The sequence below is a fragment of the Pseudomonas sp. 5.2 genome, from assembly GCF_059025405.1.
The window spans coordinates 159914-186361 of sequence record NZ_JBYBHH010000002.1; the positions used below are offsets into that span (position 1 = coordinate 159914).

General features: G+C 62.8%; 26 protein-coding genes and 1 other RNA gene. 22 read left to right on the forward strand and 5 right to left on the reverse strand.

The features are described from left to right. Positions 1-179: 179 nt before the first annotated feature. The 5 genes from petA (at position 180) to AC5PZ0_RS04425 (ending at position 3943) form a co-directional block, all read left to right on the forward strand. Positions 180-773 carry a ubiquinol-cytochrome c reductase iron-sulfur subunit gene (petA, locus tag AC5PZ0_RS04405; protein ID WP_027593998.1) on the forward strand — a complete coding sequence of 198 codons (594 nt, stop codon included), beginning with the start codon at positions 180-182 and terminating at the stop codon, positions 771-773. Then, complete coding sequence (locus AC5PZ0_RS04410; RefSeq protein ID WP_027593999.1) at positions 773-1984, forward strand: cytochrome b; 1212 nt, start codon at positions 773-775, stop codon at positions 1982-1984. The genes petA and AC5PZ0_RS04410 overlap by 1 nt, the downstream gene beginning before the upstream one ends. Further along, entirely contained in the window at positions 1984-2763 is a 780-nt protein-coding gene (locus AC5PZ0_RS04415; protein ID WP_027594000.1) for a cytochrome c1, read from the forward strand. The genes AC5PZ0_RS04410 and AC5PZ0_RS04415 overlap by 1 nt, the downstream gene beginning before the upstream one ends. Positions 2764-2880: 117 nt before the next feature. Beyond that, positions 2881-3504 carry a glutathione S-transferase N-terminal domain-containing protein gene (locus AC5PZ0_RS04420; RefSeq protein WP_099430373.1) on the forward strand — a complete coding sequence of 208 codons (624 nt, stop codon included), beginning with the start codon at positions 2881-2883 and terminating at the stop codon, positions 3502-3504. Positions 3505-3514: 10 nt separating this feature from the next. Then, entirely contained in the window at positions 3515-3943 is a 429-nt protein-coding gene (locus AC5PZ0_RS04425; RefSeq protein WP_265968564.1) for a ClpXP protease specificity-enhancing factor, read from the forward strand. A 51-nt stretch (positions 3944-3994) separates the two neighbouring features. On the opposite strand, the gene AC5PZ0_RS04430 is transcribed toward AC5PZ0_RS04425, so the two are convergent. The 5 genes from AC5PZ0_RS04430 to AC5PZ0_RS04450 form a co-directional block, all read right to left on the reverse strand. Further along, positions 3995-4213 (reverse strand): YgdI/YgdR family lipoprotein, encoded by a 219-nt coding sequence (locus AC5PZ0_RS04430; RefSeq protein ID WP_099430372.1) that lies wholly within the window; start codon positions 4211-4213, stop codon positions 3995-3997. Positions 4214-4355: 142 nt separating this feature from the next. Then, positions 4356-4934: a BON domain-containing protein gene (locus AC5PZ0_RS04435; RefSeq protein ID WP_027594004.1), complete on the reverse strand. Its 579-nt coding sequence runs from the start codon at positions 4932-4934 to the stop codon at positions 4356-4358. Continuing rightward, a complete protein-coding gene (locus AC5PZ0_RS04440) occupies positions 4931-5524 on the reverse strand; it encodes a phosphoheptose isomerase (protein ID WP_012274070.1) in 594 nt (197 codons plus the stop codon). Before AC5PZ0_RS04440 ends, AC5PZ0_RS04435 begins: the two co-directional genes overlap by 4 nt. An 86-nt stretch (positions 5525-5610) precedes the next feature. After that, on the reverse strand, positions 5611-5982 hold the full coding sequence (locus AC5PZ0_RS04445; protein WP_027594005.1) for a YraN family protein: 372 nt from the start codon (positions 5980-5982) through the stop codon (positions 5611-5613). Further along, positions 5982-7799: a penicillin-binding protein activator gene (locus AC5PZ0_RS04450; protein ID WP_099455242.1), complete on the reverse strand. Its 1818-nt coding sequence runs from the start codon at positions 7797-7799 to the stop codon at positions 5982-5984. The genes AC5PZ0_RS04445 and AC5PZ0_RS04450 overlap by 1 nt, the downstream gene beginning before the upstream one ends. A 187-nt stretch (positions 7800-7986) precedes the next feature. On the opposite strand from AC5PZ0_RS04450, the gene rsmI reads away from it, so the two are divergent. From rsmI to ftsZ, 17 genes are all read left to right on the forward strand, one after another. Next, a complete protein-coding gene (gene rsmI / locus AC5PZ0_RS04455; RefSeq protein ID WP_027594007.1) occupies positions 7987-8862 on the forward strand; it encodes a 16S rRNA (cytidine(1402)-2'-O)-methyltransferase in 876 nt (291 codons plus the stop codon). Positions 8863-8929: 67 nt separating this feature from the next. Next, positions 8930-9303, forward strand: an RNA gene (gene rnpB / locus AC5PZ0_RS04460) — RNase P RNA component class A. A 308-nt stretch (positions 9304-9611) separates the two neighbouring features. Continuing rightward, positions 9612-10067 (forward strand): division/cell wall cluster transcriptional repressor MraZ, encoded by a 456-nt coding sequence (mraZ, locus tag AC5PZ0_RS04465; protein ID WP_004575120.1) that lies wholly within the window; start codon positions 9612-9614, stop codon positions 10065-10067. Then, positions 10064-11011, forward strand: a complete 948-nt coding sequence (gene rsmH, locus AC5PZ0_RS04470) for a 16S rRNA (cytosine(1402)-N(4))-methyltransferase RsmH (RefSeq protein ID WP_493854441.1) — start codon at positions 10064-10066, stop codon at positions 11009-11011. The genes mraZ and rsmH overlap by 4 nt, the downstream gene beginning before the upstream one ends. Next, positions 11008-11301, forward strand: a complete 294-nt coding sequence (gene ftsL, locus AC5PZ0_RS04475) for a cell division protein FtsL (protein ID WP_027594009.1) — start codon at positions 11008-11010, stop codon at positions 11299-11301. Before rsmH ends, ftsL begins: the two co-directional genes overlap by 4 nt. Further along, entirely contained in the window at positions 11301-13037 is a 1737-nt protein-coding gene (locus tag AC5PZ0_RS04480) for a peptidoglycan D,D-transpeptidase FtsI family protein (protein ID WP_172960429.1), read from the forward strand. The genes ftsL and AC5PZ0_RS04480 overlap by 1 nt, the downstream gene beginning before the upstream one ends. Further along, a complete protein-coding gene (locus tag AC5PZ0_RS04485; protein ID WP_172960385.1) occupies positions 13034-14524 on the forward strand; it encodes a UDP-N-acetylmuramoyl-L-alanyl-D-glutamate--2,6-diaminopimelate ligase in 1491 nt (496 codons plus the stop codon). The genes AC5PZ0_RS04480 and AC5PZ0_RS04485 overlap by 4 nt, the downstream gene beginning before the upstream one ends. After that, complete coding sequence (locus AC5PZ0_RS04490) at positions 14517-15884, forward strand: UDP-N-acetylmuramoyl-tripeptide--D-alanyl-D-alanine ligase (protein WP_493854442.1); 1368 nt, start codon at positions 14517-14519, stop codon at positions 15882-15884. The genes AC5PZ0_RS04485 and AC5PZ0_RS04490 overlap by 8 nt, the downstream gene beginning before the upstream one ends. Continuing rightward, on the forward strand, positions 15884-16966 hold the full coding sequence (mraY, locus tag AC5PZ0_RS04495) for a phospho-N-acetylmuramoyl-pentapeptide-transferase (RefSeq protein WP_099430367.1): 1083 nt from the start codon (positions 15884-15886) through the stop codon (positions 16964-16966). Before AC5PZ0_RS04490 ends, mraY begins: the two co-directional genes overlap by 1 nt. 6 nt (positions 16967-16972) lie before the next feature. Next, the gene (gene murD / locus AC5PZ0_RS04500; RefSeq protein ID WP_099455899.1) at positions 16973-18319 is read left to right on the forward strand and encodes a UDP-N-acetylmuramoyl-L-alanine--D-glutamate ligase; all 1347 of its coding nucleotides are present in this window, start codon (positions 16973-16975) and stop codon (positions 18317-18319) included. After that, a complete protein-coding gene (gene ftsW / locus AC5PZ0_RS04505) occupies positions 18316-19530 on the forward strand; it encodes a putative lipid II flippase FtsW (RefSeq protein ID WP_099430366.1) in 1215 nt (404 codons plus the stop codon). Before murD ends, ftsW begins: the two co-directional genes overlap by 4 nt. After that, a complete protein-coding gene (gene murG / locus AC5PZ0_RS04510; RefSeq protein ID WP_099430365.1) occupies positions 19520-20599 on the forward strand; it encodes an undecaprenyldiphospho-muramoylpentapeptide beta-N-acetylglucosaminyltransferase in 1080 nt (359 codons plus the stop codon). Before ftsW ends, murG begins: the two co-directional genes overlap by 11 nt. Next, complete coding sequence (gene murC, locus AC5PZ0_RS04515; protein WP_027594017.1) at positions 20592-22040, forward strand: UDP-N-acetylmuramate--L-alanine ligase; 1449 nt, start codon at positions 20592-20594, stop codon at positions 22038-22040. Before murG ends, murC begins: the two co-directional genes overlap by 8 nt. Continuing rightward, on the forward strand, positions 22037-22993 hold the full coding sequence (locus AC5PZ0_RS04520; protein ID WP_275747166.1) for a D-alanine--D-alanine ligase: 957 nt from the start codon (positions 22037-22039) through the stop codon (positions 22991-22993). The genes murC and AC5PZ0_RS04520 overlap by 4 nt, the downstream gene beginning before the upstream one ends. 5 nt (positions 22994-22998) lie before the next feature. Continuing rightward, a complete protein-coding gene (locus AC5PZ0_RS04525) occupies positions 22999-23868 on the forward strand; it encodes a cell division protein FtsQ/DivIB (protein WP_027594019.1) in 870 nt (289 codons plus the stop codon). 14 nt (positions 23869-23882) lie between these two features. Further along, a complete protein-coding gene (gene ftsA / locus AC5PZ0_RS04530) occupies positions 23883-25145 on the forward strand; it encodes a cell division protein FtsA (protein WP_027594020.1) in 1263 nt (420 codons plus the stop codon). A gap of 55 nt (positions 25146-25200) precedes the next feature. Then, positions 25201-26397: a cell division protein FtsZ gene (ftsZ, locus tag AC5PZ0_RS04535; RefSeq protein ID WP_003251871.1), complete on the forward strand. Its 1197-nt coding sequence runs from the start codon at positions 25201-25203 to the stop codon at positions 26395-26397. Positions 26398-26448: the final 51 nt, after the last annotated feature.

Here is a 26448-nt window from a genome sequence, read left to right on the forward strand (position 1 = left end):
GACGGCTTACCGCATAGACGCAGATCAAGCAAAGCGAGGGTTGTAGCCCGTAACCGGGTAATCACCTTGTCAGTGTGTGGATTTGTTTCTTACCATGGCGGCCAATTTTTAGTGCCACAGACATTACCTAAGTACAGGCCTGATCCAACAGGCCAAGCAAGCTGATGGGAGAGGACTGAATGAGCAATGACGGCGTCAACGCAGGCCGGCGCCGCTTCCTCGTAGCCGCGACCTCTGTGGTCGGGGCGGCGGGGGCAGTGGGGGCTGCGGTACCGTTCGTGGGGTCATGGTTTCCCAGTGCCAAGGCGAAAGCCGCGGGTGCACCGGTGAAGGTGAATATCGCCAAGGTCGAGGCCGGGCAGCAGATGGTGGCCGAGTGGCGTGGCCAGCCTGTGTTCATCGTACGGCGAACGGAGGAGATCCTCGGGAACCTCAAGAAAATTACCGCAGACCTGTCCGACCCCGAGTCGAAGGCCTCGGTGCAACCCACCTACGTCGACCCGCAGGTGCGCTCGATCAAGCCGGAAATACTCATTCTTGTAGGCCTGTGCACCCACCTGGGCTGCTCGCCGACGTTCCGCCCTGAAGTGGCGCCCGCCGACCTGGGGCCAAAGTGGGTAGGGGGCTATTTCTGCCCGTGCCACGGTTCCCACTATGACCTGGCTGGCCGTGTCTACAAGTCGCAGCCGGCGCCTCTCAACCTGCCAGTGCCGCCGCACTCGTATGAGTCGGACGACATCATTGTCATCGGCGTCGATCAGGAGAACGCATGATGAGCAAGTTCATGGACTGGATTGATGCGCGCTTCCCCGCCACCAAGATGTGGGAAGACCACCTGAGCAAGTATTACGCGCCCAAGAACTTCAACTTCCTGTATTTCTTCGGCTCCCTGGCGTTGCTGGTGTTGGTCAACCAGATCGTCACCGGTGTGTGGCTGACCATGAGCTTCACGCCCTCGGCAGAAGAGGCCTTCGCCTCGGTCGAGTACATCATGCGTGACGTGGAATACGGCTGGATCCTGCGCTACCTGCACTCCACCGGCGCGTCGGCGTTCTTCATCGTGGTCTACCTGCACATGTTCCGCGGGCTGCTCTACGGCTCCTACCAGAAGCCACGTGAGCTGGTCTGGCTGTTCGGCATGCTGATCTACCTGGCGCTGATGGCAGAGGCCTTCATGGGCTACCTGCTGCCTTGGGGGCAGATGTCGTACTGGGGTGCCCAGGTGATCATCTCGCTGTTCGGTGCGATTCCGGTGATCGGCGACGACCTCACCCAATGGATTCGTGGTGACTACCTGATTTCCGGTATTACCCTGAACCGCTTCTTCGCCCTGCATGTGGTAGCCCTACCGATCGTGATCCTGGGCCTGGTGGTGCTGCACATCCTGGCCTTGCATGAAGTGGGTTCGAACAACCCCGATGGCGTCGACATCAAGAAGAAAAAGGACGAAAACGGTATCCCGCTGGACGGCATTCCGTTCCACCCGTACTACACCGTCAAGGACATTGTCGGCGTGGTCGTGTTCCTCTTCGTGTTCTGCGCCGTGGTGTTCTTCTTCCCGGAAATGGGCGGTTACTTCCTGGAGAAACCGAACTTCGAGCAGGCGAACGCCTTCAAAACGCCTGAGCACATTGCGCCGGTGTGGTACTTCACGCCGTTCTACGCGATCTTGCGTGCGGTGCCTGACAAACTCATGGGTGTGATCGCCATGGGTGCCGCCATCGCCGTGCTGTTCGTGTTGCCTTGGCTCGACCGCAGCCCGGTGCGCTCCATGCGTTACAAAGGCTGGATCAGCAAGCTCTTCCTGCTGGTGTTCTGCGTGGCCTTCGTCATCCTCGGCATATTGGGCGTGCTGGCACCGACACCAGGGCGCACCTTGCTGTCGCAGGTGTGCACGGTGTTGTACTTCGCCTACTTCCTGCTGATGCCGTTCTACACAAGGCTCGAGAAGACCAAACCGGTTCCGGAAAGGGTGACTGGCTGATGAAAAAGTTGATTGCAGTATTTTTGCTGGCAGTGATGCCTGCCTTTTCCTTCGCTGCGGAACACGGCCTGGAGCTGGACAAGGTCGACATCGACCTGACCGACAAAGCTGCCATGCAGGATGGTGCGCGTACCTTTGCCAACTATTGCATGGGTTGCCACAGCGCCAAGTTCCAGCGCTACGAGCGGGTCGCCGATGACCTGGGTATCCCCCACGAGCTGATGCTTGAAAAGCTAGTGTTCACCGGTGCCAAGATTGGTGACCACATGAACATCGGCATGAAGCCAAGCGATGCCAAGACCTGGTTCGGCGCCGCGCCACCCGACCTGACCCTGGTCGCCCGGGTGCGGGGTACCGATTGGCTGTACACCTACCTGCGCAGCTTCTATGAGGACAAGTCGCGTCCTTATGGGGTGAACAACAAGGTGTTCCCTAACGTCGGCATGCCCAACGTGCTGGTCGGCCTGCAGGGCAACCAGGTGGTTGGCTGCAAGCAGGTGCAGAGTGTGGTCGATGGCAAGAAGCAGTTTGACCCGCTGACGGGCAGCCCATTGACCCATGAAGCGTGCGACCAGCTGACCATCACGCCGAATTCCGGTACCCTGACGACCGAGCAGTTCGACGAGAAGGTCAAGAACCTGGTGACCTTCCTGGCCTATTCGGCCAACCCGGTCAAACTGGAAAGCCAGCGCATTGGTACCTATGTGTTGCTGTACCTGGCTTTCTTCTTCGTATTCGCCTATTTGCTCAAGCGTGAATACTGGAAGGACGTGCACTGATCACGCAGTAATTTCTGGTAGTTGAACGCGCCCGGGGGGCCCTAGCAGATTTGCCAGGGTACCCCGGGCGCGTTTTCATTTAGAGTTTTACGAGCATCTCGTGCGAGGAGGCGCTACATGGGCGCAACCAACAGGTTAGCCTGCTATTCCGATCCCGCTGATCACTATTCTCATCGGGTACGCCTCGTTCTTGCCGAAAAAGGCATCAGCGTGCAGATCGTCGACGTCGATCCTGGCCGTCTGCCGCCCAAGCTGGTTGAGGTGAACCCCTATGGGAGCGTGCCGACCTTGGTCGACCGCGACCTGGCGTTGTATGAGTCGACCGTGGTGATGGAATACCTCGAAGAGCGTTACCCGCATCCACCCTTGATGCCGGTGTACCCTGTGGCGCGCGGCAACAGCCGCCTGCTCATGCACCGTATCCAGCGTGACTGGTGTGCCCTGGCGGACACCGTGCTCGACGCGCGCAGCACTGACGCTGCCCGGGCCGAGGCGCGCAAGGCGCTGCGTGAGAGCTTGACCGGTGTCTCGCCGCTGTTCGGTGAGTTCGCCTGCTTCATGAGTGATGAGCAAAGCCTGGTCGATTGTTGTCTATTGCCCATACTCTGGCGTTTGCCGGTCATGGGTATCGAATTGCCGCGGCAAGCCAAGCCGCTGCTGGATTACATGGAGCGACAGTTCGCCCGCGAGCCTTTCATGGCGAGCCTGTCCTCTGTAGAACGTGAAATGCGCAAGCTTTAAGGAGCTGTTGATGAACTCCAGTCGCCCCTATCTGGTTCGAGCACTGTACGAGTGGATCGTCGACAACGATTGCACGCCCCATATGCTGGTCAATGCCGAATTCCCGGCAGTCCAGGTGCCGCAAGGTTTTGCCAGTGATGGTCAGATTGTCCTGAATATCTCGCCGAGCGCCGTGCGCAGCCTGCACATGGATAACGATGCGGTGAGCTTCGAGGGCCGCTTCGGCGGCGTCGCCCACACGTTGTTCGTGCCGATTGGTGCGATCCTCGGTATCTACGCCCGTGAGAACGGGCAGGGCATGGTCTTCGAGCTGGAGCCGTCGTTGGAAGACGATGAGCTGGAAGACGACGACGTCGAGCCGGATGATGACGGCCCACCTGAAGGGGGTGGCCAGCCGCCGCGTCCGACAGGCCGGCCGAGCCTCAAAGTGGTCAAGTAACAAAAAAGGCGATCCAACCGGATCGCCTTTTTATTTGCGTTGCACCTGCGATTACAGGTCGCTGATGGTGCGCACCTGGTCTTTGTTGATGCGGGTGCGTTTGCCGTCGAGTTGCTGGAACTCGTAGAAGCCAGTGGCCTTCTCGTAGCGCGGCGCGTCGACGGCCTGGAACTCGCGGCCGTCGTTCAGGGTGATCAGGCTGGGGGTGGAGCAGCCGGCCAGGGTGGCGAAGGTGCCAATCAGCAGGGCAGGCAGCAGGAGCTTCTTCATGCGGTGTTTCCTGAATTTCTGAAGGGTAAAGCTTTGTGGTGGCCTGTATGCCCCTCATCGCCGGCAAGCCGGCTCCCACAGGTAAACCACGAACCCTGCGAGAGCCGGCTTGCCGGCGATGAGATCGGAACAGGCCAATGAATCAGTCGATGTACTCGAACAGCTTGACGATCTTCTGCACGCCCGACACGCTCTGGACCACGCCGGTGGCGGCGTTTGCCTCTTGCTGGGTCACCAGGCCGAGCAGGTAGACGATACCGTTTTCGGTAATCACCTTGATGCGCGAGCTTGGCACGGCGTTGTCGGTCAGCATCTGGGTCTTGATCTTGGTGGTCAGCCAGGCGTCGTTGTTGCGCGCGAGGATGGAGGACGGCTGCATCACCTGCAGTTCGTTGTGCACCTTCTTCACGCGCTGCACTTGGCCTGCAGTCTGCTCGGCCAGGCTCTTGAGGTCGGCGCGCGGGGTTTGGCCGGCGAGCAGGACAATACCGTTGTAGCTGCTGACAACGATGTGCGAGCCCTTGTCCAGGTCTGGGCTGGCCTTGGAAATATTCACCGCAGCCTTGGTTTCGATCAGCGAGTCATCGATCTTGCTGCCAATGGTGCGCGTGCCGCGATCGTCCTCGATTGGCGAATTGCGGGTGGAGGTCAGCACCGAGCTGCAGCCGGTAACGCTCAGGCACAGGGTCAGGGCCATCAGGCCGAGGCGCATAGGGGTCATTCTTCACTCCCGAACAGTTGGCTGTCGATCAGGTCGCACAGGCAGTGGATCGCCAGCAGGTGGACTTCCTGGATACGCGCGGTGACTGTCGAGGGCACGCGGATTTCCACGTCCTCGGGCAGCAGCAGCGAAGCCATGCCGCCACCGTCACGTCCAGTCAATGCTACGACAATCATTTCGCGATCATGTGCGGCCTGGATCGCTTGAATCACGTTGGCCGAGTTGCCGCTGGTGGAAATCGCCAGCAACACATCGCCGGGCTGGCCCAGGGCGCGAATCTGTTTGGAAAAGACTTCGTTGTAGCTGTAGTCATTGGCAATCGAGGTCAGCGTCGAGCTGTCGGTTGTCAATGCGATGGCCGGCAGGCTCGGGCGCTCGCGCTCGAAGCGGTTGAGCAGCTCTGACGAGAAGTGCTGGGCATCGCCGGCCGAGCCGCCGTTGCCGCAGGCGAGCATCTTGCCCTCGTTGAGAAGCGCATTGACCATGACCAGGCTGGCCTGCTCGATGTGCGGTGCCAGGATGTCCATTGCCTGTTGCTTGGTATCGATGCTGGCCTGGAACAGCCGGCGAATTCGGGATTGCATGTCCATCTGGTGACCTTAAGTGGGGCGGTGGCCTTTGCTGCGCGCATCAACGACCAGCCCGCGAAACATAGAGCAAAAAATATGAAGTGGGTTCAGCATTCGAAGGCGTTTTTCAGCCATTGAAGCGGTCTGCCTGCGTGGTGGCTGCCCTGCAGGGCGACAACGTCGAAGCGGCAGGGGTGTGTGGCCCAGCGGCACTCCTTCTGCAGGAAAAGGCTGGCAGCCAGCACCAGCCGTTTCTGCTTGCGCCCGTCGATACTGCCGAGGGCGCCACCGAAGCTCGCGTGCAGCCGGTAGCGGACTTCGACGAATACTACTGTATCGGCGTCGAGCATGACCAGATCAAGCTCACCGCCTTTGCATCGCCAATTGCGTGTCAGCAGCTGCAAACCTTGCCCTTGGAGGTACTCAAGGGCTTGGTTTTCGGCTGCATGGCCGGCCTGGGTAGGCGATGCGTCGGGCATCAGCGGGCGGTGTCTGGCAGGCGCTTGACCTGGCCACCGGCGAACTCGGCCCACGGCAGTTGACGTTCGATGCGCTGGTTGGCGTTCATGCTCAGGCTGCCGGACAGGCCCTGGATGCGGTTATCCGGCAGGGCTTTCAGCTGGCCCAGGCGGGGTGCCAGGCTGTAGGCATCCACACCCATGGCGTACAGGCGGCCGAGGCTGCCGGCTGCTTGTGGCCATTGCTGGACCACTTGCTGGCGCAGGCTGTTGCTGGTGTCGAGCAGCCACGGTGTTTCGCAGAAGCGAATGCCGTTCATGTCGTTGTACTGGTTGACGTCACCGCTGGCGCTGTACAGGTTCGAGGTGGCGTAGACCGGCACGTCGCCCGCGTACTGGAAGTTCAGCGTCGGCTTGATCTGCTGGGCCTGCTGCGGCGTCGAGGCGAGGAAGATGAAGTCGATGTCCTGGCGGCGCGATGGCTGCGCGGCGATGTTGCCGCCTACCGTGCTTTGCAGGCTCTTGGCGCGGCCTTCGCTTTGGCGCAGTTGGAACAGGTCGGCAATTTGCTGGGCCAGGGCGACCGGCTGGGCGATGCGCTCGGCGGCGAGCAGGGTGCCGCCGTTGCTTTCCCAGTCTTTGCGGAAGGCGGCGAGCACGCGGTCGCCCCATTCACCGCTTGGCACCAGGGCAACGGCACGTACCTTGCCGTCGGCGCGGGCGCGGCGCGAGACTTCGCGGGCTTCGTCTTCAGCGGCGAGGCCGAACTGGAAGAGTTGCGGCGGGGCTGTCTGGCCGGCGTCTGCATAGTTCAGTGCCAGCGTGGTGATTGGCAACTGCTGATTAGCAGCGAGCTTCTTCACCAGGGGTTTTTCCAGCGGGCCGACTACAAGTTGCACACCAGCGGCCTGGGCCTGGCGGTAGAAGTCGTCCAGCGAGGTGATGCGCGAGCTGTCGAATACCTGCACGGCTGGCGCCGGTTGGCCCGATTGCTGGGCCTGGAAGTGAGCGGCCATGAAGCCATCGCGCAGCGCGCGGGCGACACCCGCCAAAGGCCCTTCCTGGGGCAGCAGCAGGGCGATCTTGGTCAATGGCTGGCTGGCCAGCTCCTTGAGCTTGACCAGCGCCACCGGCAGTTGCTGGGCGGCCGGGTGGTCCGGGTGCTGTTTGCGCCAGGCATCGATGGCGGCTTGCTGTTGCTCCAGGGTGCCGGCGGTTTTCACTGCCAGGGCCAGGCTGGTCCAGCCGGCCAGGACCGGGTCGGTGGCGGGCTGCTGCAACTGCTCTGCCGGCAATGCGGCAACCAGTGCCCAGATGGCGTCATTGTTGGCGCTGGCGGCCTGGCCGCTGAGCAGCGGGGCGAGCAGGATGCGCTGTTGTGCCGCTGCCAGCGACTGGCCATCGGCTTCAAGGGCGGCCGCGTGGACGCTGTAGGTGCGTGCTTGCTGTTCTACCGGCAGTTCGCCAACGCGCTGCAGGCTGGGGTGCGACAGCGCGCTCAGCGCCGCTTTGGGCTGGTTGCGGCTCATCGCCAGCTCGGCGCCAAGGGTGCTGGCGAACACTTGCTGGGCGGGCTTGAGCGTGTCCATCGGGACCTGCTCGAGAATGCGTGCGGCGCGCGGGTAGTCCTTCTGCTTGTACGCAAGGTCTGCGGCGCTCAGGCGCAGCAGGGCGGCGTCTTCCGCGGACTTGCTGGAGGCGGCCTTTTCGAGCAGTTGCTCGATACTGGCGTCCGGAGTGCGCGGCAGCTCGCCCAGGCTGGATGAGGGCGAGCTGGCGCAGGCTGCCAGCAGGGTAGCGAGGCAGAGGGCTGAGAGCAGCCGCAGGCAAGCGATCATGTAAAGGTCCTGTTACTCGATCAAGTTGGCCGGCAATTGTACCCAAGCACTGGCCGGGGCGCGATGTTGCTGATGCTGATCCTTCACTATAGGCGGCTGGCCGGTGAACGCCTGCGAAGTTCTTTGCGCCCTGTTGCGGGCGCTCGGGCTACAATGGCGCCTTTGATCCGAAAGACAGGTGTGCGCAGTGACTGATGTGGCAGGGGCTTCGAAATCCACCGTGGGTACGCTGTATGTGGTCGCAACGCCCATCGGCAACCTCGACGACATGAGCGCCAGGGCGCTGAAGGTGCTGGCGGATGTCGCCCTGATCGCGGCCGAGGACACGCGCCACTCGATCCGCCTGCTGCAGCACTTCGGTATCGACACACCGCTGGCGGCCTGCCATGAGCACAATGAACGTGACGAAGGTGGGCGTTTCCTGACCAAGCTGTTGGCCGGCGACAACGTGGCGCTGGTGTCCGACGCCGGTACGCCGTTGATTTCCGACCCTGGCTACCACCTGGTGCGCCAGGCGCGGGCGGCGGGTGTGAATGTGGTGCCGGTGCCCGGTGCGTGCGCGTTGATCGCCGCGCTTTCTGCGGCGGGTCTGCCCTCCGACCGTTTCATCTTCGAAGGCTTTTTGCCGGCGAAGACGGCGGGGCGCCGGGCACGCCTGGAGCAGGTGAAGGAAGAGCCACGTACGTTGATCTTCTATGAGGCCCCTCACCGCATCCTCGAGTGCCTCGAAGACATGGAGGCAGTGTTCGGTGCTGAGCGCCCGGCGCTGTTGGCGCGCGAGCTGACCAAAACCTTCGAAACCCTCAAAGGGCTGCCCTTGGCTGAGTTGCGTGCTTTTGTCGCGGCCGATAGCAATCAGCAGCGCGGAGAGTGCGTTGTATTGGTGGGCGGCTGGAGTGCGCCTGAGGGCGAGCAGGCCATCAGTGTCGAGGCGCAGCGTGTGCTGGACTTGCTGTTAGCGGAGTTGCCGCTCAAACGGGCGGCGGCACTTGCGGCGGAAATTACCGGCGTACGTAAGAACCTGTTGTATCAACTTGCCTTGGAAAAGCAGAAAGCACAGTAGTGGCAATTTGATATAGTTTACGGTATCGCTTGTTCTTGAGCGCGGCTGCCGTTAACCTTGTCAGCGGAGAGTCGATTGGACAGTCGCTGCCTGCTTTTGTTCCGCAGCTTTTGTTGCGAAACGGCAGGGGGAGGAAAGTCCGGGCTCCATAGGGCAGAGTGCCAGGTAATGCCTGGGAGGCGTGAGCCTACGGAAAGTGCCACAGAAAATAACCGCCTAAGCACTTCGGTGCCGGTAAGGGTGAAAAGGTGCGGTAAGAGCGCACCGCGCGACTGGCAACAGTTCGTGGCTAGGTAAACCCCACTCGGAGCAAGACCAAATAGGGTTCCATTAGGCGTGGCCCGCGTCGGAACCGGGTAGGTTGCTAGAGGCGTCCAGTGATGGCCGTCGTAGAGGAATGACTGTCCTCGACAAAACCCGGCTTACAGATCGACTCTCCACCTCTCCCTCCCTGCTTGAATCGATAGCAGGCGCGCTCTGGTAATACCGAAAAAATCTTACTCTTAATAAATCACTTTAACTTCGAACTCCATACGCTTGCGTGGGTTTGATTTTTCTCGTGTTTTTTTCCCGCCTGAACTCTTTCCACATTCCTTTATCGCGCTAAATCTCGGTCCTGTAAGGCTTTTCCTTATGAACGTGCCTTGACGGTGCAGCGGGCGGATTCCTATAGTGTGCGCAAGTGGCAGAAAGTGGGATGAAGTGGGTTTTCTGGCACAAAAAAGCTACCATTGTGGGGAATCGCAGCCGTGTTCCGCGGAGCCAACGCCGTCAGCCTCGATGCCAAAGGCCGTCTCGCCATGCCGAGCCGGTACCGCGACGAGCTCGATTCGCGTTGCAATGGTCAGCTGATCGTGACCATCGATGCTGTAGACCCCTGCTTGTGTGTCTACCCCCTCGATGAGTGGGAACAGATAGAAGCCAAGTTGCGTGCCTTGCCGTCGTTGCGTGAGGAAAACCGCCGCCTGCAGCGTTTGCTGATCGGTAATGCGGTTGACCTGGAGCTCGATGGCAGTGGGCGTTTTCTGGTGCCGCCCCGCCTGCGTGAGTACGCCAAGCTCGACAAGAAGGCGATGCTGGTGGGGCAACTGAACAAATTCCAGCTGTGGGATGAGGATGCCTGGAACGCGGTTTCGGCAGCCGACCTTGCAGCTATTCAACAACCGGGCGCCATGCCCGACGAATTGCGTGACCTGATCCTGTGACCATAGATAGCGGCTTCAACCACATTACCGTCCTGCTCGACGAAGCTGTCGAGGCATTGGCCCTGCGCGCCGACGGTTGCTATCTGGACGGCACCTTTGGCCGTGGCGGACACAGCCGTCTGATCCTCAGCAAGCTCGGGCCGCAAGGGCGGCTGCTGGGCTTCGACAAAGATCCACAGGCGATTGCCACAGGGCAAGCGCTGGCGGCCGAAGACGGCCGCTTTGTCATTGTGCAGCGCAGCTTTGCCGAGTTGGGCGCGGAAGTGGCCGAACGCGGCCTGGCTGGCAAGATCAGCGGTATCCTGCTTGACCTGGGCGTTTCCTCGCCGCAGCTGGATGATCCTGAGCGCGGCTTCAGTTTCCTCAACGATGGCCCGCTGGACATGCGCATGAACCCTGACCAGGGCATCAGCGCTGCCGAGTTCATCGCTACCGCACCCGTGGAAGAAATAGCCCGCGTATTCAAAGAGTACGGCGAGGAGCGTTTTGCCGGGCGCATGGCGCGCGCCGTCGTGGAACGCCGCGAAAAGCAGCCCTTCACCCGTACTGCCGACCTGGCCGAAGTGCTCAAGGTCGCCAACCCGGCGTGGGAAAAAGGCAAGAACCCGGCCACCCGCGCCTTCCAAGGCCTGCGCATCCACGTCAACAACGAGTTGGGTGACCTTGAGGCTGGGCTTGAGGCCGCGCTTGATGCGCTGGAAATCGGTGGTCGCCTGGCGGTCATCAGCTTCCACTCGCTCGAAGACCGCATCGTCAAATTGTTCATGCGCAAGCTGGTCAAGGGCGAGGCAGACAACCTGCCGCGCAACCTGCCGGTACAGCACAAGGTCTTCGAACCGAAAATCAAGCTCATCGGCAAGGCGCAGTTCGCGTCCGAGGCTGAGCTCAAGGCCAACCCGCGGTCGCGCAGCGCCGTGATGCGGGTGGCGGAGAAGCTGCGGTGAGCAGGCTGTTTGCCAAGCCATTGCCAGGCGGAAGCTTCCTGATGCTTCTGCTGTTCGTCGGTGTCCTGGTTTCGGCCATCGCCGTGTCCTACAGCGCCCACTGGAACCGTCAGTTGCTCAATACCCTGTACGGCGAATTAAGCGAGCGCGACAAGGCCCAGGCTGAGTGGGGGCGCTTGATCCTTGAGCAAAGCACCTGGACCGCCCACAGCCGTATCGAGAGCCTCGCTTCCGAGCAATTGAAAATGCGCGTCCCTGCGGCTGACGAAGTGCGGATGGTGGCGCCATGATGAAGCTCGAAGGCGCACTCTACCCCTGGCGCTTCCGGGTAGTGATCGGTTTGCTGGCACTGATGGTGGGTGCCATCTGCTGGCGCATCATCGACCTGCAGGTCGTCGACCGTGACTTCCTCAAGGGCCAGGGTGACGCCCGCAGCCTGCGGCATATTCCGATTCCTGCGCACCGTGGCCTGATCACCGACCGCAACGGCGAGCCGTTGGCGGTCAGCACGCCGGTCACCACCCTGTGGGCCAACCCCAAGGAAATGCAGGCCGCCAAGGACCGTTGGCCGCAGCTGGCGGCTGCATTGGGGCAAAACGCCCAGCAGTTGACCGAGCGCCTGACCCAACAGGCCAACAAGGAATTCATCTACCTGGTCCGCGGGCTGACCCCGGAGCAGGGCCAGCAGGTGCTCGACCTGAAAGTGCCGGGCGTGTATGGCCTGGAAGAATTCCGCCGCTTCTACCCGGCCGGTGATGTCACCGCGCACATGGTCGGCTTTACCGACCTTGATGACCACGGGCGTGAAGGGGTAGAGCTGGCCTACGACGAATGGCTGGCCGGCGTGCCGGGCAAGCGACAGGTGATCAAGGACCGGCGCGGCCGGCTGATCAAGGACATTCAGGTCACCAAAAACGCCAAGGCCGGTAAGACCTTGGCGTTGTCGATAGACCTGCGTCTGCAATACCTGGCCACCCGTGAACTGCGCAACGCCATTGCCGAACAGGAAGCCAAGGCCGGCAGCCTGGTGATCATGGACGTCAAGACCGGTGAGGTCCTGGCCATGGTCAACCAGCCGACCTACAACCCGAACAACCGTCGCAGCATGTTCCCTGCCGCGATGCGTAACCGGGCGATCATCGACGTGTTCGAGCCAGGTTCGACCGTCAAGCCGATCTCCATGAGTGCGGCGCTGCAGAGCGGGCGCTGGAAAACCACCGACAAGGTCGAGGTTTACCCGGGCAGCCTGCAGATCGGCCGCTACACCATCAAGGACGTTTCCCGCAGCGAGGGCCCGATCCTCGACCTGACCGGCATCCTGATCAACTCCTCCAACGTCGGCATGAGCAAGATCGCTTTCGACATCGGTGGCGAGGCCATCTACCGGGTCATGTCCCAGGTCGGCCTGGGGCAATACACCGGCCTGGGCTTCCCGGGCGAGCGGGTGGGCAACCTGCCTAACCACCGTGAGTGGCGCAAGGCCGAGACCGCGACCCTGTCTTATGGCTATGGCGTATCGGTGACTGCTCTGCAGCTGGTGCATGCCTACGCGGCGCTGGCCAACGACGGCAAGATGGTGCCGCTGTCGATCCTCAAAGTGGACAAGGCGCCCGAGGCTGTTCAGGCGATTCCGAAAGAAACCGCCGAAACCGTCCAAGGCATGCTGCAGCAGGTGATCGAGGCGCCGCGCGGGGTATTCCGTGCGCAGGTGCCGTTCTATCACGTGGGTGGCAAGTCCGGTACGGCGCGTAAGGCGACCGTTGGTTCCAAGGGCTACACCGAAAACGCCTACCGCTCGCTGTTCGCAGGCTTCGGCCCGATGAGCGATCCGCGTTACGCCATCGTCGTGGTCATCGATGAACCAAGCAAGGGCGGCTACTTCGGTGGTCTGGTTTCGGCGCCTGTGTTCAGCAAGGTCATGTCGGGCACCCTGCGTTTGATGAACGTGCCGCCAGACAACCTGCCGCCGCCACCCACCGCACAACCACAAGTCACTGCAGCTGCCGCCAAGGGAGGGCGTGGATGATGACAATGCCATTGAGCAAGCTTTTCGCCCACGCCAGCCGCGATCCGCTGATCCGCGAGCTGACCCTGGACAGCCGCGCCGTGCGTCCGGGTGACCTGTTCCTGGCCGTCCCGGGTGCCAAGGTCGATGGGCGCGACCATATCGCCGACGCCTTGGCCCGTGGCGCTGCCGCCGTTGCCTACGAAGAGCAGGGCGCTACCGTGCTGCCGATCACCGACGTGCCGCTGATCCCGGTCAAGGGCCTGATCGCCCAGCTGTCGGATATCGCCGGTCGCTTCTATGGCGAACCGAGCCGCCAGTTGAACCTGGTCGGGGTTACCGGCACCAACGGCAAGACCAGTGTCACTCAGTTGGTGGCGCAGGCGCTTGACGTGCTGGGCCAGCGTTGCGGCCTGATCGGCACCCTGGGTACCGGCTTCTACGGTGAGCTGCAGAGCGGCCGCCTGACCACGCCAGACCCGATCGCGGTGCAGTCGACGCTCTACGACCTGAAAAAGGGCGGTGCCAAGGCCGTGGCGATGGAGGTGTCCTCGCATGCCCTGGAGCAGGGGCGCGTCGCCGCGCTGGAATTCGATATCGCGGTCATGACCAACCTGTCCCGTGATCATCTGGATTACCACGGCAGCATGGAGGCCTATGAGGCCGCCAAGGCCAAGCTGTTCGCCTGGCGCAGCCTGCGCTGCCAGGTGGTCAACCTGGACGACGATTTTGGCCGCCGCCTGGCGCTGGCGTATGCCCGCCGTCCGAGTGCCGATCATATCGAGACCCGGCTGCTCAGCTACAGCCTGGAAAACCCGGAAGCGTCGCTGTATTGCCGTGAAGCCACCTTCGATGACGATGGCGTGCGCGCGATCCTCGTGACCGCCCAGGGTGAGCGTACGTTGCGCAGCCAGCTGCTTGGCCGCTTCAACCTGAGCAACATGCTCGCGGCCGTGGCCACGCTGCTGGCCCTGGATTACTCGCTGGACGAAATTCTCAAGGTCACCCCGCAGTTGCAAGGGCCGGTTGGCCGCATGCAGCGCTTGGGTGGCGGCGACAAACCGCTGGTGGTGGTCGATTACGCCCACACCCCGGATGCCCTGGAAAAAGTACTCGAGGCCCTGCGCCCGCATGCGCACGGCAAGCTGCTGTGCCTGTTCGGCTGCGGTGGCGACCGTGACCGTGGCAAGCGCCCGCTGATGGCCGGTGTGGCCGAGCGCCTGGCTGACCGCGTGCTGGTTACCGATGACAACCCGCGCAGTGAAGACCCACTGCGGATCTTCGACGATATCCGCCCTGGTTTTGCCAAGCCAGACAGCGTCGAGTTCGTCGCTGGCCGCGGCGAAGCCATCGCCCACCTGATCGCCACTGCCGCAGCCGATGACGTTATCGTCCTGGCCGGCAAGGGGCACGAGGATTACCAGGAGATTCACGGCGAGCGCCACGATTTCTCCGATCTGGTCGAAGCCGAGAAGGCACTTGCAGCCTGGGAGGCTCCACATGCTTAAAGCCATGACACTCAGCCAGCTGACCACAGCACTGAGTGCTCGCCTGGTCAACGCCGACGCCAGCTTTAACGGCGTCAGCATCGACAGCCGCAGCGTTACTGCCGGGCAGTTGTTCGTCGCGCTGACGGGGGCACGCTTCGATGGCCATGATTACCTGGCCGATGTAAAAGCCAAGGGCGCCGTTGCCGCGCTGGTCGAGCGCGAAGTTGCCGATGTCGACCTGCCGCAGTTGCTGGTCGCCGACTGCCGTCTGGCCCTGGGCCAGCTCGGGGCGCTGAACCGCGCTGCGTTCGACAAGCCTGTCGTAGCCATCACCGGCTCCAGCGGCAAGACCACGGTCAAGGAAATGCTGGCCAGCATCCTGCGCACCCGTGGCCTGGTGCATGCCACCCGCGGCAACCTGAACAACGACCTCGGTGCCCCGTTGACCCTGCTGGAAATTGCCCCGGAGCACAGCGCGGCGGTGATCGAGCTCGGTGCTTCGCGCATCGGTGAGATCCGCTACACCGTCGGCCTGACCCAGCCCCAGGTGGTCATCATCAATAACGCCGGCACCGCCCACGTGGGTGAGTTCGGCGGCCCTGAGAAAATCGTCGAAGCCAAGGGCGAGATCCTCGAAGGCCTGGGCGAGGGCGGCACGGCCATCCTCAACCTGGACGACAAGGCCTTTGGCATCTGGAAGGCACGTGCAGGGGCGCACACGGTCATCAGCTTCGCCCTCACTAACGTTAGCGCCGATTTCCATGCCACCGACATTGGTCGTGATGCGCGTGGTTGCCCGTCGTTCAAGCTGCATGGCGCCGGTGAAACCGTATACGTGCAACTCAATGTGCTGGGCGAGCACAACGTCAGCAACGCGCTGGCCGCCGCCGCCGCTGCCCATGCCGTCGGTCTGAGCCTGAGCGGCATTGCCACTGGGCTGAACGCCGTGCAACCGGTCAAGGGCCGCACCGTGGCGCAGATCGCGCCAAATGGTGTGCGCGTGATCGACGACAGTTACAACGCAAATCCCACCTCCATGTGCGCGGCCATTGATATACTCGCCGGCTTTTCCGGCCGCACCGTCCTGGTGCTCGGGGATATCGGCGAATTGGGCCAATGGGCGGAAGAAGGCCACCGTCAGGTGGGTGACTACGCGCGTGGCAAGGTCGACGCCCTGTACGCAGTGGGTACCAACATGACACATGCGGTCAAGGCGTTCGGCGCCAATGGCCGTCATTTCGCTACTCAAGCTGAGCTGATCGACGCGGTTAGCGCCGAAAATGCCAGCGACACCACAATCTTGATCAAGGGCTCGCGTAGCGCTGCGATGGAAAACGTCGTGGCGGCTTTGTGTGGTTCAAGCGGGGAGAAACATTAATGCTGCTGCTGTTGGCTGAGTATCTGCAACAGTTCCATAAAGGCTTCGCGGTCTTCCAGTACCTGTCCCTGCGCGGGATCCTGGGTGTACTGACCGCGTTGTCACTGGCGCTGTGGCTGGGCCCTTGGATGATCCGTACCCTGCAGATCCGCCAGATCGGTCAGGCTGTCCGTAACGACGGCCCGCAATCGCACCTGTCCAAATCCGGCACCCCCACCATGGGCGGCGCGCTGATCCTGTCTGCAATCGCCATCAGCACCCTGCTGTGGGCTGACCTGTCCAACCGCTACGTGTGGGTCGTGCTGATCGTCACCCTGGCGTTTGGCGCCATCGGCTGGGTCGACGACTACCGCAAGGTGATCGAAAAGAACTCCCGTGGCTTGCCAAGCCGCTGGAAGTACTTCTGGCAGTCGGTGTTTGGCCTCGCTGCTGCGGTCTTCCTTTACAAGACCGCCCCTACCAGCGTTGAAACCACACTGATCCTGCCGTTCATCAAGGATGTCACCATCCCGCTGGGCGTTGGCTTCATCGTTCTGACCTACTTCGTCATCGTCGGCTCCAGCAACGCGGTCAACCTCACCGATGGCCTCGACGGCCTGGCCATCATGCCAACGGTCATGGTGGGCGGTGCATTGGGCATCTTCTGCTACCTGTCGGGTAACGTGAAATTCGCTGAGTACCTGCTGATCCCGTATGTGCCGGGTTCAGGGGAACTGATCGTGTTCTGCGGCGCATTGATCGGCGCCGGCCTGGGCTTCCTGTGGTTCAACACTTACCCGGCGCAAGTCTTCATGGGTGACGTTGGCGCGCTGGCGCTGGGCGCCGCGCTGGGCACCATCGCGGTGATCGTTCGCCAGGAAATCGTCCTGTTCATCATGGGCGGCATCTTCGTGGTGGAGACCCTGTCGGTGGTGATCCAGGTCGCCTCCTTCAAGTTGACTGGCAAGCGTGTGTTCCGCATGGCGCCGATCCACCACCACTTTGAACTCAAGGGCTGGCCTGAGCCACGGGTGATCGTCCGTTTCTGGATCATCACCGTGATTCTGGTGCTGGTCGGCCTTGCAACCCTGAAACTGAGGTAGATGAGCGTGTCACTGATCGCTTCCGACCAATTCCGCATCGTTGTCGGCCTCGGCAAGAGCGGCATGTCCCTGGTTCGCTTCCTGGCGAGCCGGGGCATTGCCTTTGCGGTCGCCGACACCCGCGAGCAACCGCCGGAACTGGACACCCTGCGCCGTGATTACCCGCAGGTGGAAGTGCGCTGTGGCGAGCTGGACGTGGACTTCCTGTGCCGCGCCAACGAACTGTACGTGAGCCCGGGCCTGGCCTTGTCCACCCCGGCGCTGCAACAGGCTGCGGCACGGGGTGTGGCCCTGTCGGGCGACATCGAGCTGTTCGCCCGCCATGCCAAAGCGCCAATCATCGCCATCAGCGGCTCCAACGCAAAAAGCACAGTGACCACCCTGGTTGGCGAAATGGCCGCTAAGGCGGGCAAGCGCGTGGCCGTGGGCGGTAACCTCGGCACGCCAGCCCTGGACCTGCTGAGCGATGAGGTGGAGCTGTATGTGCTGGAGCTGTCCAGCTTCCAGCTGGAAACCACAGACCAGCTCAACGCCGAAGTCGCCACCGTGCTGAACATCAGCGAAGACCACATGGACCGCTACAGCGGCCTGCCGGCTTATCACCTGGCCAAGCACCGCATCTTCCGGGGCGCTCATCAGGTGGTGGTAAACCGCCAGGACGCGCTGAGCCGGCCATTGCCGGTCGAAGGCCGGCCGTGCTGGAGCTTTGGCCTGAACCAACCGGACTTCAAGGCCTTCGGCCTGCGTGAGGTCGACGGCGAGAAGTACCTGGCGTTCGAATTCCAAAACCTGATGCCCGTGCGCGAACTGAAAATTCGCGGTTCGCACAACCACAGCAACGCCCTCGCAGCCCTGGCCCTCGGCCATGCCGCAGGCTTGCCATTTGCACCGATGCTCGACGCCCTGCGCGAGTTTGGCGGCCTGGCCCATCGTTGCCAGTGGGTGCGCGAGCGCAACGGTGTCAATTGGTACGACGACTCCAAGGCCACCAACGTCGGTGCTGCGCTGGCGGCCATCGAAGGCCTGGGCGCGGATATCGCCGGCAAGCTGGTGTTGATCGCCGGCGGTGACGGCAAAGGTGCCGACTTTGCCGCGTTGCGTGAGCCAGTGGCGCGCTTCTGCCGTGCGGTGGTGCTGTTGGGCCGTGATGCCGAGCGCCTCGCCGAAGCGTTAGGCGAAGGTGTACCGCACGTGCGGGTCAAGACCCTGGAAGACGCCGTCGAGCAGTGCGCCGCCCTGGCTCAGCCGGGTGATGCCGTGCTGTTGTCGCCGGCCTGCGCCAGCCTCGACATGTTCAAGAACTTTGAAGAACGCGGGCGCCTGTTCGCCCAAGCGGCGGGAGGGCTGGCATGATCTTCGGCATCTTCAAGCCGTACCCGTCGCCGCTGATCAGCGGCCGTGGCATCGACCTCGACTTCGCCATGCTTGCCGGCTGCCTGGCATTGCTGGGCCTGGGCCTGGTGATGATCACCTCGGCGTCCTCGGAAGTGGCCGCGGTGCAGTCGGGCAACCCGCTTTACCACATGTTCCGTCACCTGGTGTACGTGGTCATCGGCCTGGTCGCCTGCGGCGCCACCATGCTGGTGCCGATCGCCACCTGGCAGCGCATGGGCTTCATGATGCTGCTGGGCGCCTTCGGCCTGCTGGTGCTGGTGCTGGTGCCGGGTATCGGCCGGGAAGTGAACGGTTCCATGCGCTGGATCGGTTTCAGCTTCTTCAACGTGCAGCCGTCGGAGATCGCCAAAGTCTTCGTGGTCATCTACCTGGCCGGCTACCTGGTGCGCCGGCAGACCGAGGTGCGCGAGAGCTGGATGGGCTTCTTCAAACCGTTCATCGTACTGCTGCCGATGGCTGGCCTGCTGCTGATGGAGCCGGACTTCGGTGCCACCGTGGTGATGATGGGCGCTGCGGCGGCCATGTTGTTCCTCGGCGGGGTGGGGTTGTTCCGCTTCAGTTTGATGGTGGTGCTGGCGGTGGTCGCGGTGTTTGTCCTGGTGCAGGCCCAGCCGTACCGGATGGCACGTTTGATCACCTTTACCGACCCCTGGTCCGACCAGTTCGGCTCGGGCTACCAGTTGACCCAGGCCTTGATCGCTTTCGGCCGCGGTGAGTGGCTGGGCGTTGGCCTGGGCAACAGCGTGCAGAAGCAGTTCTACCTGCCCGAGGCGCACACCGACTTCGTGTTCTCGGTGCTGGCTGAAGAGCTTGGCGTGGTCGGCTCGCTGGTCACCATCGCGCTGTTCGTTTTCGTCACCGTGCGCGCCTTGTACATCGGCCTGTGGGCCGAAAAGGCCAAGCAGTTCTTCGCCGCCTACATGGCGTTCGGCCTGGCCTTCCTGTGGATCGGCCAGTTCCTGATCAATATCGGCGTGAACGTCGGCCTGCTGCCGACCAAGGGCCTGACCTTGCCGTTCCTCAGTTACGGGGGCAGCTCGCTGGTGATTTGTTGCGCCTGCGTGGGCTTGCTGCTGCGTATCGAGTGGGAGAGCCGCACGCACCTGGGCAGCGAGGAACACGAATTCAACGAAAGCGATTTTGCCGAGGAGCCCAGTCATGGCCGCTGACGGCAAGAACGTACTGATCATGGCAGGCGGTACCGGGGGCCACGTGTTCCCGGCCCTGGCCTGCGCCCGTGAATTCCAGGCACGGGGTTACAGCGTGCACTGGCTGGGCACGCCGAAAGGTATCGAAAACGAACTGGTGCCCCAGGCCGGTCTGCCGTTGCACCTCATCCAGGTCAGCGGCCTGCGCGGCAAGGGCAAGCTGTCGCTGCTCAAGGCGCCGTTCACCCTGGTCAAGGCGGTGCTGCAGGCACGGCGCATCATTCGTCAGCTCAAGCCTGTGTGCGTGCTGGGCTTCGGCGGCTACGTGACCGGGCCGGGCGGTGTGGCCGCGCGGTTGTGCGGTGTGCCGCTGGTCATTCACGAACAGAACGCGCGCGCGGGTACCGCCAATCGGTTGCTGGTGCCACTCTCGGCACGCGTCTGCGAAGCTTTCCCGAACACCTTCGCGGCCAGCGGCAAACGCCGCACCACCGGCAACCCGGTGCGCCCGGAGCTGTTCATGGACGCGCAACGCGCACCCTTGGCCGAACGCCGTGCACGCCTGCTTGTGCTCGGGGGCAGCCTGGGTGCGGAACCATTGAACAAATTGTTGCCTAAGGCCCTGTCTGAAGTGCCTGCAACACTGCGGCCAGAGGTGTTCCACCAGGCTGGCAAGCAACACGCGCCGATCACCGCCGAGCGTTATCACGAGGCGGGCGTCGAGGCTCAGGTAGAGCCTTTCATCAAGGACATGGCCCAAGCCTATGGCTGGGCCGACATCGTGGTGTGCCGGGCCGGTGCCCTGACCGTCAGCGAACTCGCGGCGGCGGGCCTGCCTTCGATGCTGGTGCCGTTGCCCCATGCGATCGACGATCACCAGACCCACAACGCCCACTATCTGGCTCGGGAAGGCGCTGCCTTCCTGATGCCACAAGCGACAACTGGCGCAGCGCAGCTCGCTGAACGCCTGAACGAGGTGCTGATGCAACCCGAGAAACTCAACACCATGGCTGGCACCGCACGGCGCCTGGCCAAACCTGCCGCAACCAGCACCGTGGTCGATATCTGCCTGGAGGTGGCCCATGGTTGAAAGCCAGAAAGCCATGCCGCAGCCAAAAATGGGCCGCATCCGTCGCATCCACTTCGTCGGTATCGGCGGCGTGGGCATGTGCGGCATCGCCGAAGTACTGCTGAACCTGGGCTATGAAGTGTCCGGTTCCGACCTCAAGGCCTCGCCGGTTACCGAGCGGCTGGAGTCGTTCGGCGCAGAGATCTTCGTTGGCCACCGTGCCGAAAACGCTGCCAACGCCGACGTACTGGTGGTGTCCAGTGCCATCAACCCGGCCAACCCGGAAGTCGCCACTGCCCTGGAACGTCGTATTCCCGTGGTGCCGCGCGCCGAGATGCTCGCCGAGCTGATGCGCTACCGCCATGGCGTGGCCGTTGCCGGCACGCACGGCAAGACCACCACCACCAGCCTGCTGGCCTCGGTGTTCGCCGCTGGCGGCCTGGACCCGACGTTCGTCATCGGCGGGCGCCTGACCGCAGCGGGCACCAATGCCCAGCTGGGCACCAGCCGCTACCTGATCGCCGAAGCGGACGAGAGCGACGCCAGCTTCCTGCACCTGCAACCGATGGTCGCCGTGGTCACCAACATCGACGCCGACCACATGGCCACCTACGAGGGTGACTTCAACAAACTGAAGAAAACCTTCGTCGAGTTCCTGCACAACCTGCCGTTCTATGGGTTGGCAGTGATGTGCCTGGACGACCCGGTGGTGCGCGAGATCCTGCCGCAGGTCAAACGCCCGACGGTCACCTACGGCTTCAGCGAAGAGGCCGACATCCGCGCCATCAATGTGCGCCAGCAGGGCATGCAGACGCACTTCACCGTGCTGCGCCGCGACTGCGAGCCGCTGGAGGTGTCGGTGAACATGCCCGGCAACCACAACGTGCTCAATGCCCTGGCAACCATTGCCATCGCCTCTGACGAAGGCATCAGCGACGAGGCCATCGTCCAGGGGCTGTCCGGCTTCCAGGGCGTTGGCCGACGCTTCCAGGTCTATGGCGAGCTGCCGGTCGACGGCGGCAGCGTGATGCTGGTCGACGATTACGGTCACCACCCGACTGAAGTGGCTGCAGTGATCAAAGCCGTGCGCGGGGGCTGGCCAAGCCGCCGCCTGGTGATTGTCTACCAGCCGCACCGTTACAGCCGCACCCGCGACCTGTACGACGACTTCGTACAAGTGCTGGGCGACGCCAACGTGCTGCTGCTGATGGAAGTCTACCCGGCCGGTGAAGAGCCGATCCCGGGTGCGGACAGCCGTCAGCTGTGCCACAGCATCCGCCAGCGCGGCAAGCTGGACCCGATCTACATCGAACGTGGCGCCGAGCTTGCGCCCCTGGTCCAGCCGCTGCTGCGTGCCGGCGACATCCTGCTGTGCCAGGGTGCCGGTGATGTCGGTGGCCTGGCCCCGCAATTGATGAAAAGCCCGCTGTTCGCTGGCGCCAAGCAGGAGAAGTCGAAATGACCAGCGCCTACGACAAGCTGCACTCGACCCTGGACGTCAAGGCGTTCGGCCGCGTCGCCGTGCTGTACGGCGGCAAGAGTGCCGAGCGTGAAGTCTCGCTCAAGTCTGGCGCCGCCGTGATCGACGCCTTGACCCGCGCCGGTGTCGACGTGGTTGCCATCGATGTGGGTGACGACCTGCTCGACCGCCTGCAACGCGAGAAGATCGACCGCGCCTTCATTATCCTCCACGGCCGTGGCGGTGAAGACGGCAGCATGCAAGGCCTGCTCGAGTGCCTGGGCATCCCTTACACCGGCAGCGGCATCCTCGCGTCGGCCCTGGCCATGGACAAACTGCGCACCAAACAGGTGTGGCAGAGCCTGGGCATTCCGACCCCGCGCCACGCGGTATTGGCCAGCGAAAGCGATTGTTTGAAGGCCAGTATGGAACTGGGCTTCCCGCTTATCGTCAAACCCGCCCATGAAGGCTCTAGCATCGGCATGGCCAAGGTGAACAGCGAGCAGGAACTGGTCGCCGCCTGGCAGGACGCCGCCAAATACGATTCCCAGGTACTGGTGGAGCAGTGGATCCACGGGCCGGAGTTCACCATCGCGGTACTGCGCGGCCAGGTGCTGCCGCCGATCGCCCTGGGTACGCCGCACGTGTTCTACGACTACGACGCCAAGTACATCGCCAACGATACCCAGTACCGCATCCCGTGCGGCCTGGACAGCGTCAAGGAACAGGAACTCATCGACCTGACCGCGCGCGCCTGCGATGCCATCGGCATCGAAGGCTGGGGGCGGTTGGATGTGATGCAGGACGAGCAGGGCCGGTTCTGGCTGCTCGAAGTCAACACCGCACCCGGCATGACTGATCATAGCCTGGTGCCCATGGCGGCCCGCGCGGCCGGCTTGGACTTCCAGCAACTGGTGCTGGCAATCCTGGCCGCCAGCGTCGAGACGCGAGGTTAACAGCCATGCAAGGCGCGATGTTACGTCATCAGCAACCCGCCACCGGCCGTAACAAGCCGGTGCCGCGCGGTGCCAGTCGAATGGTGGCCAAAGAGCCCATGTCGGCGCGCCTGCCCAAGGCCAACTTCAGTGGACTCAAGCGCCTGCTCTGGCCGGTGCTGCTGGTGGCAGCAGGCTTCGGCGCCTATGAGGGCGCCATTCGCCTGATGCCCTACGCCGACCGGCCGATCACCAAGATCGCGGTGCAGGGCGACCTCAGCTACATCAGCCAGCAGGCGGTGCAGCAGCGGATCGCCCCGTTCATGGCGGCGAGCTTCTTCAGTGTCGACCTACCGGCGATGCGCGCAGAGCTCGAGCAGATGCCGTGGATCGCCCACGCCGAGGTGCGGCGCGTGTGGCCGGACGAGGTGGTGATCCGCCTGGAAGAACAGCTGCCAGTGGCACGCTGGGGTGATGAAGCCTTGCTCAATAACCAGGGCCAGGCCTTTACCCCGCGTGAGCTGGCCAACTATGAGCACCTGCCGCAGCTGTTCGGGCCGCAGCGTGCTCAGCAACAAGTCATGCAGCAGTATCAGGTATTGAGCCAGATGCTGCGCCCCATGGGCTTTTCCATCGCTCGCCTGGAACTGCGCGAGCGAGGCAGCTGGTTCCTGACCACCGGTGCGGGCAGCACCGGGCCAGGCATCGAACTGCTGTTGGGGCGCGACCATCTGGTGGAGAAGATGCGCCGTTTCATTGCCATTTACGACAAGACGCTTAAAGAGCAGATCACCAACATCGCCCGCATCGATCTGCGATACGCCAACGGACTTGCCGTTGGTTGGCGGGAACCGATTGCACCGACGACGGCCCAACCCGCCGTTGCGAAGAATTAGAGAGAGGCAGGACCATGGCAAACGCGCATAGCGGCAAAATGATCGTCGGGCTGGACATTGGCACCTCCAAGGTGGTGGCGCTGGTCGGCGAAGTGGGCGAAGACGGCACCCTGGAGATCGTCGGGATCGGTACCCATCCGTCCCGCGGCCTGAAGAAGGGCGTGGTGGTGAACATCGAGTCGACCGTGCAGTCGATCCAGCGCGCGGTGGAAGAAGCGCAGCTGATGGCGGGCTGCCGGATCCACTCGGCGTTCGTCGGCGTGGCCGGCAACCACATCCGCAGCCTGAACTCCCACGGCATTGTCGCCATTCGCGACCGTGAGGTCAGCGTTGCCGACCTTGAGCGCGTGCTCGACGCCGCCCAGGCCGTGGCCATCCCGGCCGATCAGCGCGTGCTGCACACCTTGCCGCAGGACTACGTGATCGACAACCAGGAAGGCGTGCGCGAGCCGCTGGGCATGTCCGGCGTGCGTCTGGAAGCCAAGGTCCACGTGGTCACCTGTGCGGTCAACGCGGCGCAGAACATCGAGAAGTGCGTACGCCGCTGCGGCCTGGAAATCGACGACATCATCCTTGAGCAGCTGGCTTCGGCCTACTCGGTGCTGACCGACGACGAAAAAGAGCTCGGCGTGTGCCTGGTGGACATCGGTGGCGGTACCACCGACATCGCCATCTTCACCGAAGGCGCGATCCGCCACACCGCGGTCATCCCGATTGCCGGCGACCAGGTGACCAACGACATCGCCATGGCCCTGCGCACTCCGACCCAGTACGCCGAAGAAATCAAGATCCGCTACGCCTGCGCACTGGCCAAGCTGGCCGGCGCCGGCGAAACCATCAAGGTGCCGAGCGTGGGTGATCGCCCACCGCGCGAGCTGTCGCGCCAGGCCCTGGCCGAGGTGGTGGAGCCGCGTTACGACGAGCTGTTCACCCTGATCCAGGCCGAACTGCGCCGTAGCGGCTACGAAGACCTGGTGCCGGCCGGCATCGTCCTGACCGGCGGCACCGCGAAGATGGAAGGCGCCGTTGAACTGGCCGAGGAAATCTTCCACATGCCGGTACGCCTGGGCGTACCGCACAGCGTTCGGGGGCTGAGCGACGTGGTGCGCAACCCGATCTATTCCACCGGCGTGGGCCTGCTCACCTACGGCCTGCTGAAGCAGTCCGAGGACATGGTCCTGACCGGTAACAGCAACAGCAGCAGCAACAGCTATGGCGATGAACCGAAGGCCCCAGTGCTTGAGCGCTTCAAGCGGTGGGTCCAGGGCAATTTCTAAGTTTCAAAGCAGTAGTGGTAGGCGCAACAACTAGAGAACTGTAAGGAGAGGGAAAATGTTCGAGCTCGTAGACAACGTCCCGCAAAGTCCGGTCATTAAAGTGATCGGCGTTGGCGGTGGTGGCGGCAACGCCGTCAACCACATGGTCAAAAGCAGCATCGAAGGCGTGGAATTCATCTGCGCCAACACGGATGCCCAGGCGCTGAAAAACATCGGCGCGCGTACCATCCTGCAATTGGGCACTGGCGTGACCAAAGGCCTGGGTGCAGGTGCCAATCCAGAAGTCGGCCGTCAGGCCGCGCTGGAAGACCGTGAGCGCATCGCCGAGGTGCTGCAGGGCACCAACATGGTGTTCATCACCACCGGCATGGGTGGCGGTACCGGTACCGGTGCAGCCCCGATCATCGCCGAAGTGGCGAAGGAAATGGGCATCCTCACCGTCGCCGTGGTGACCCGTCCGTTCCCGTTCGAAGGCCGCAAACGTATGCAGATCGCCGATGAAGGCATCCGCATGCTGGCCGAGAGCGTCGACTCGCTGATCACCATCCCCAACGAGAAGCTGCTGACCATCCTGGGCAAGGATGCCAGCCTGCTGTCCGCCTTTGCCAAGGCTGACGACGTGCTGGCCGGTGCCGTGCGCGGTATCTCCGACATCATCAAGCGCCCTGGCATGATCAACGTCGACTTCGCCGACGTGCGTACCGTGATGGGTGAGATGGGCATGGCGATGATGGGTACTGGCTGCGCCAGCGGCCCGAACCGTGCGCGTGAAGCCACCGAGGCGGCGATCCGCAACCCGTTGCTCGAAGACGTCAACCTGCAAGGCGCCCGCGGCATCCTGGTGAACATCACCGCCGGCCCTGACCTGTCGCTGGGTGAGTACTCCGACGTAGGTAGCATCATCGAAGCCTTCGCCTCTGACCACGCGATGGTCAAGGTCGGCACCGTGATCGACCCAGACATGCGCGATGAGCTGCACGTCACCGTGGTCGCCACTGGCCTGGGCGCACGCATCGAGAAGCCGGTCAAAGTGGTGGACAACACCCTGCAGACCGCTCAACAGGCGTACGAGGCTTCCAACCCGGCACCGGTTCGCCAGGAGCAGCCTGCGGTCAACTACCGTGACCTGGAGCGCCCGACTGTAATGCGCAACCAGGCCCATGCAGGTGCCGCCGCGGCAGCTAAACTCAACCCTCAGGATGACCTGGACTACCTTGATATCCCGGCTTTCCTGCGTCGTCAGGCTGATTAATGGAATTTATCAGGGGTATAAAGGTGATTGGTATTCAGCAAAGGTCGGGTC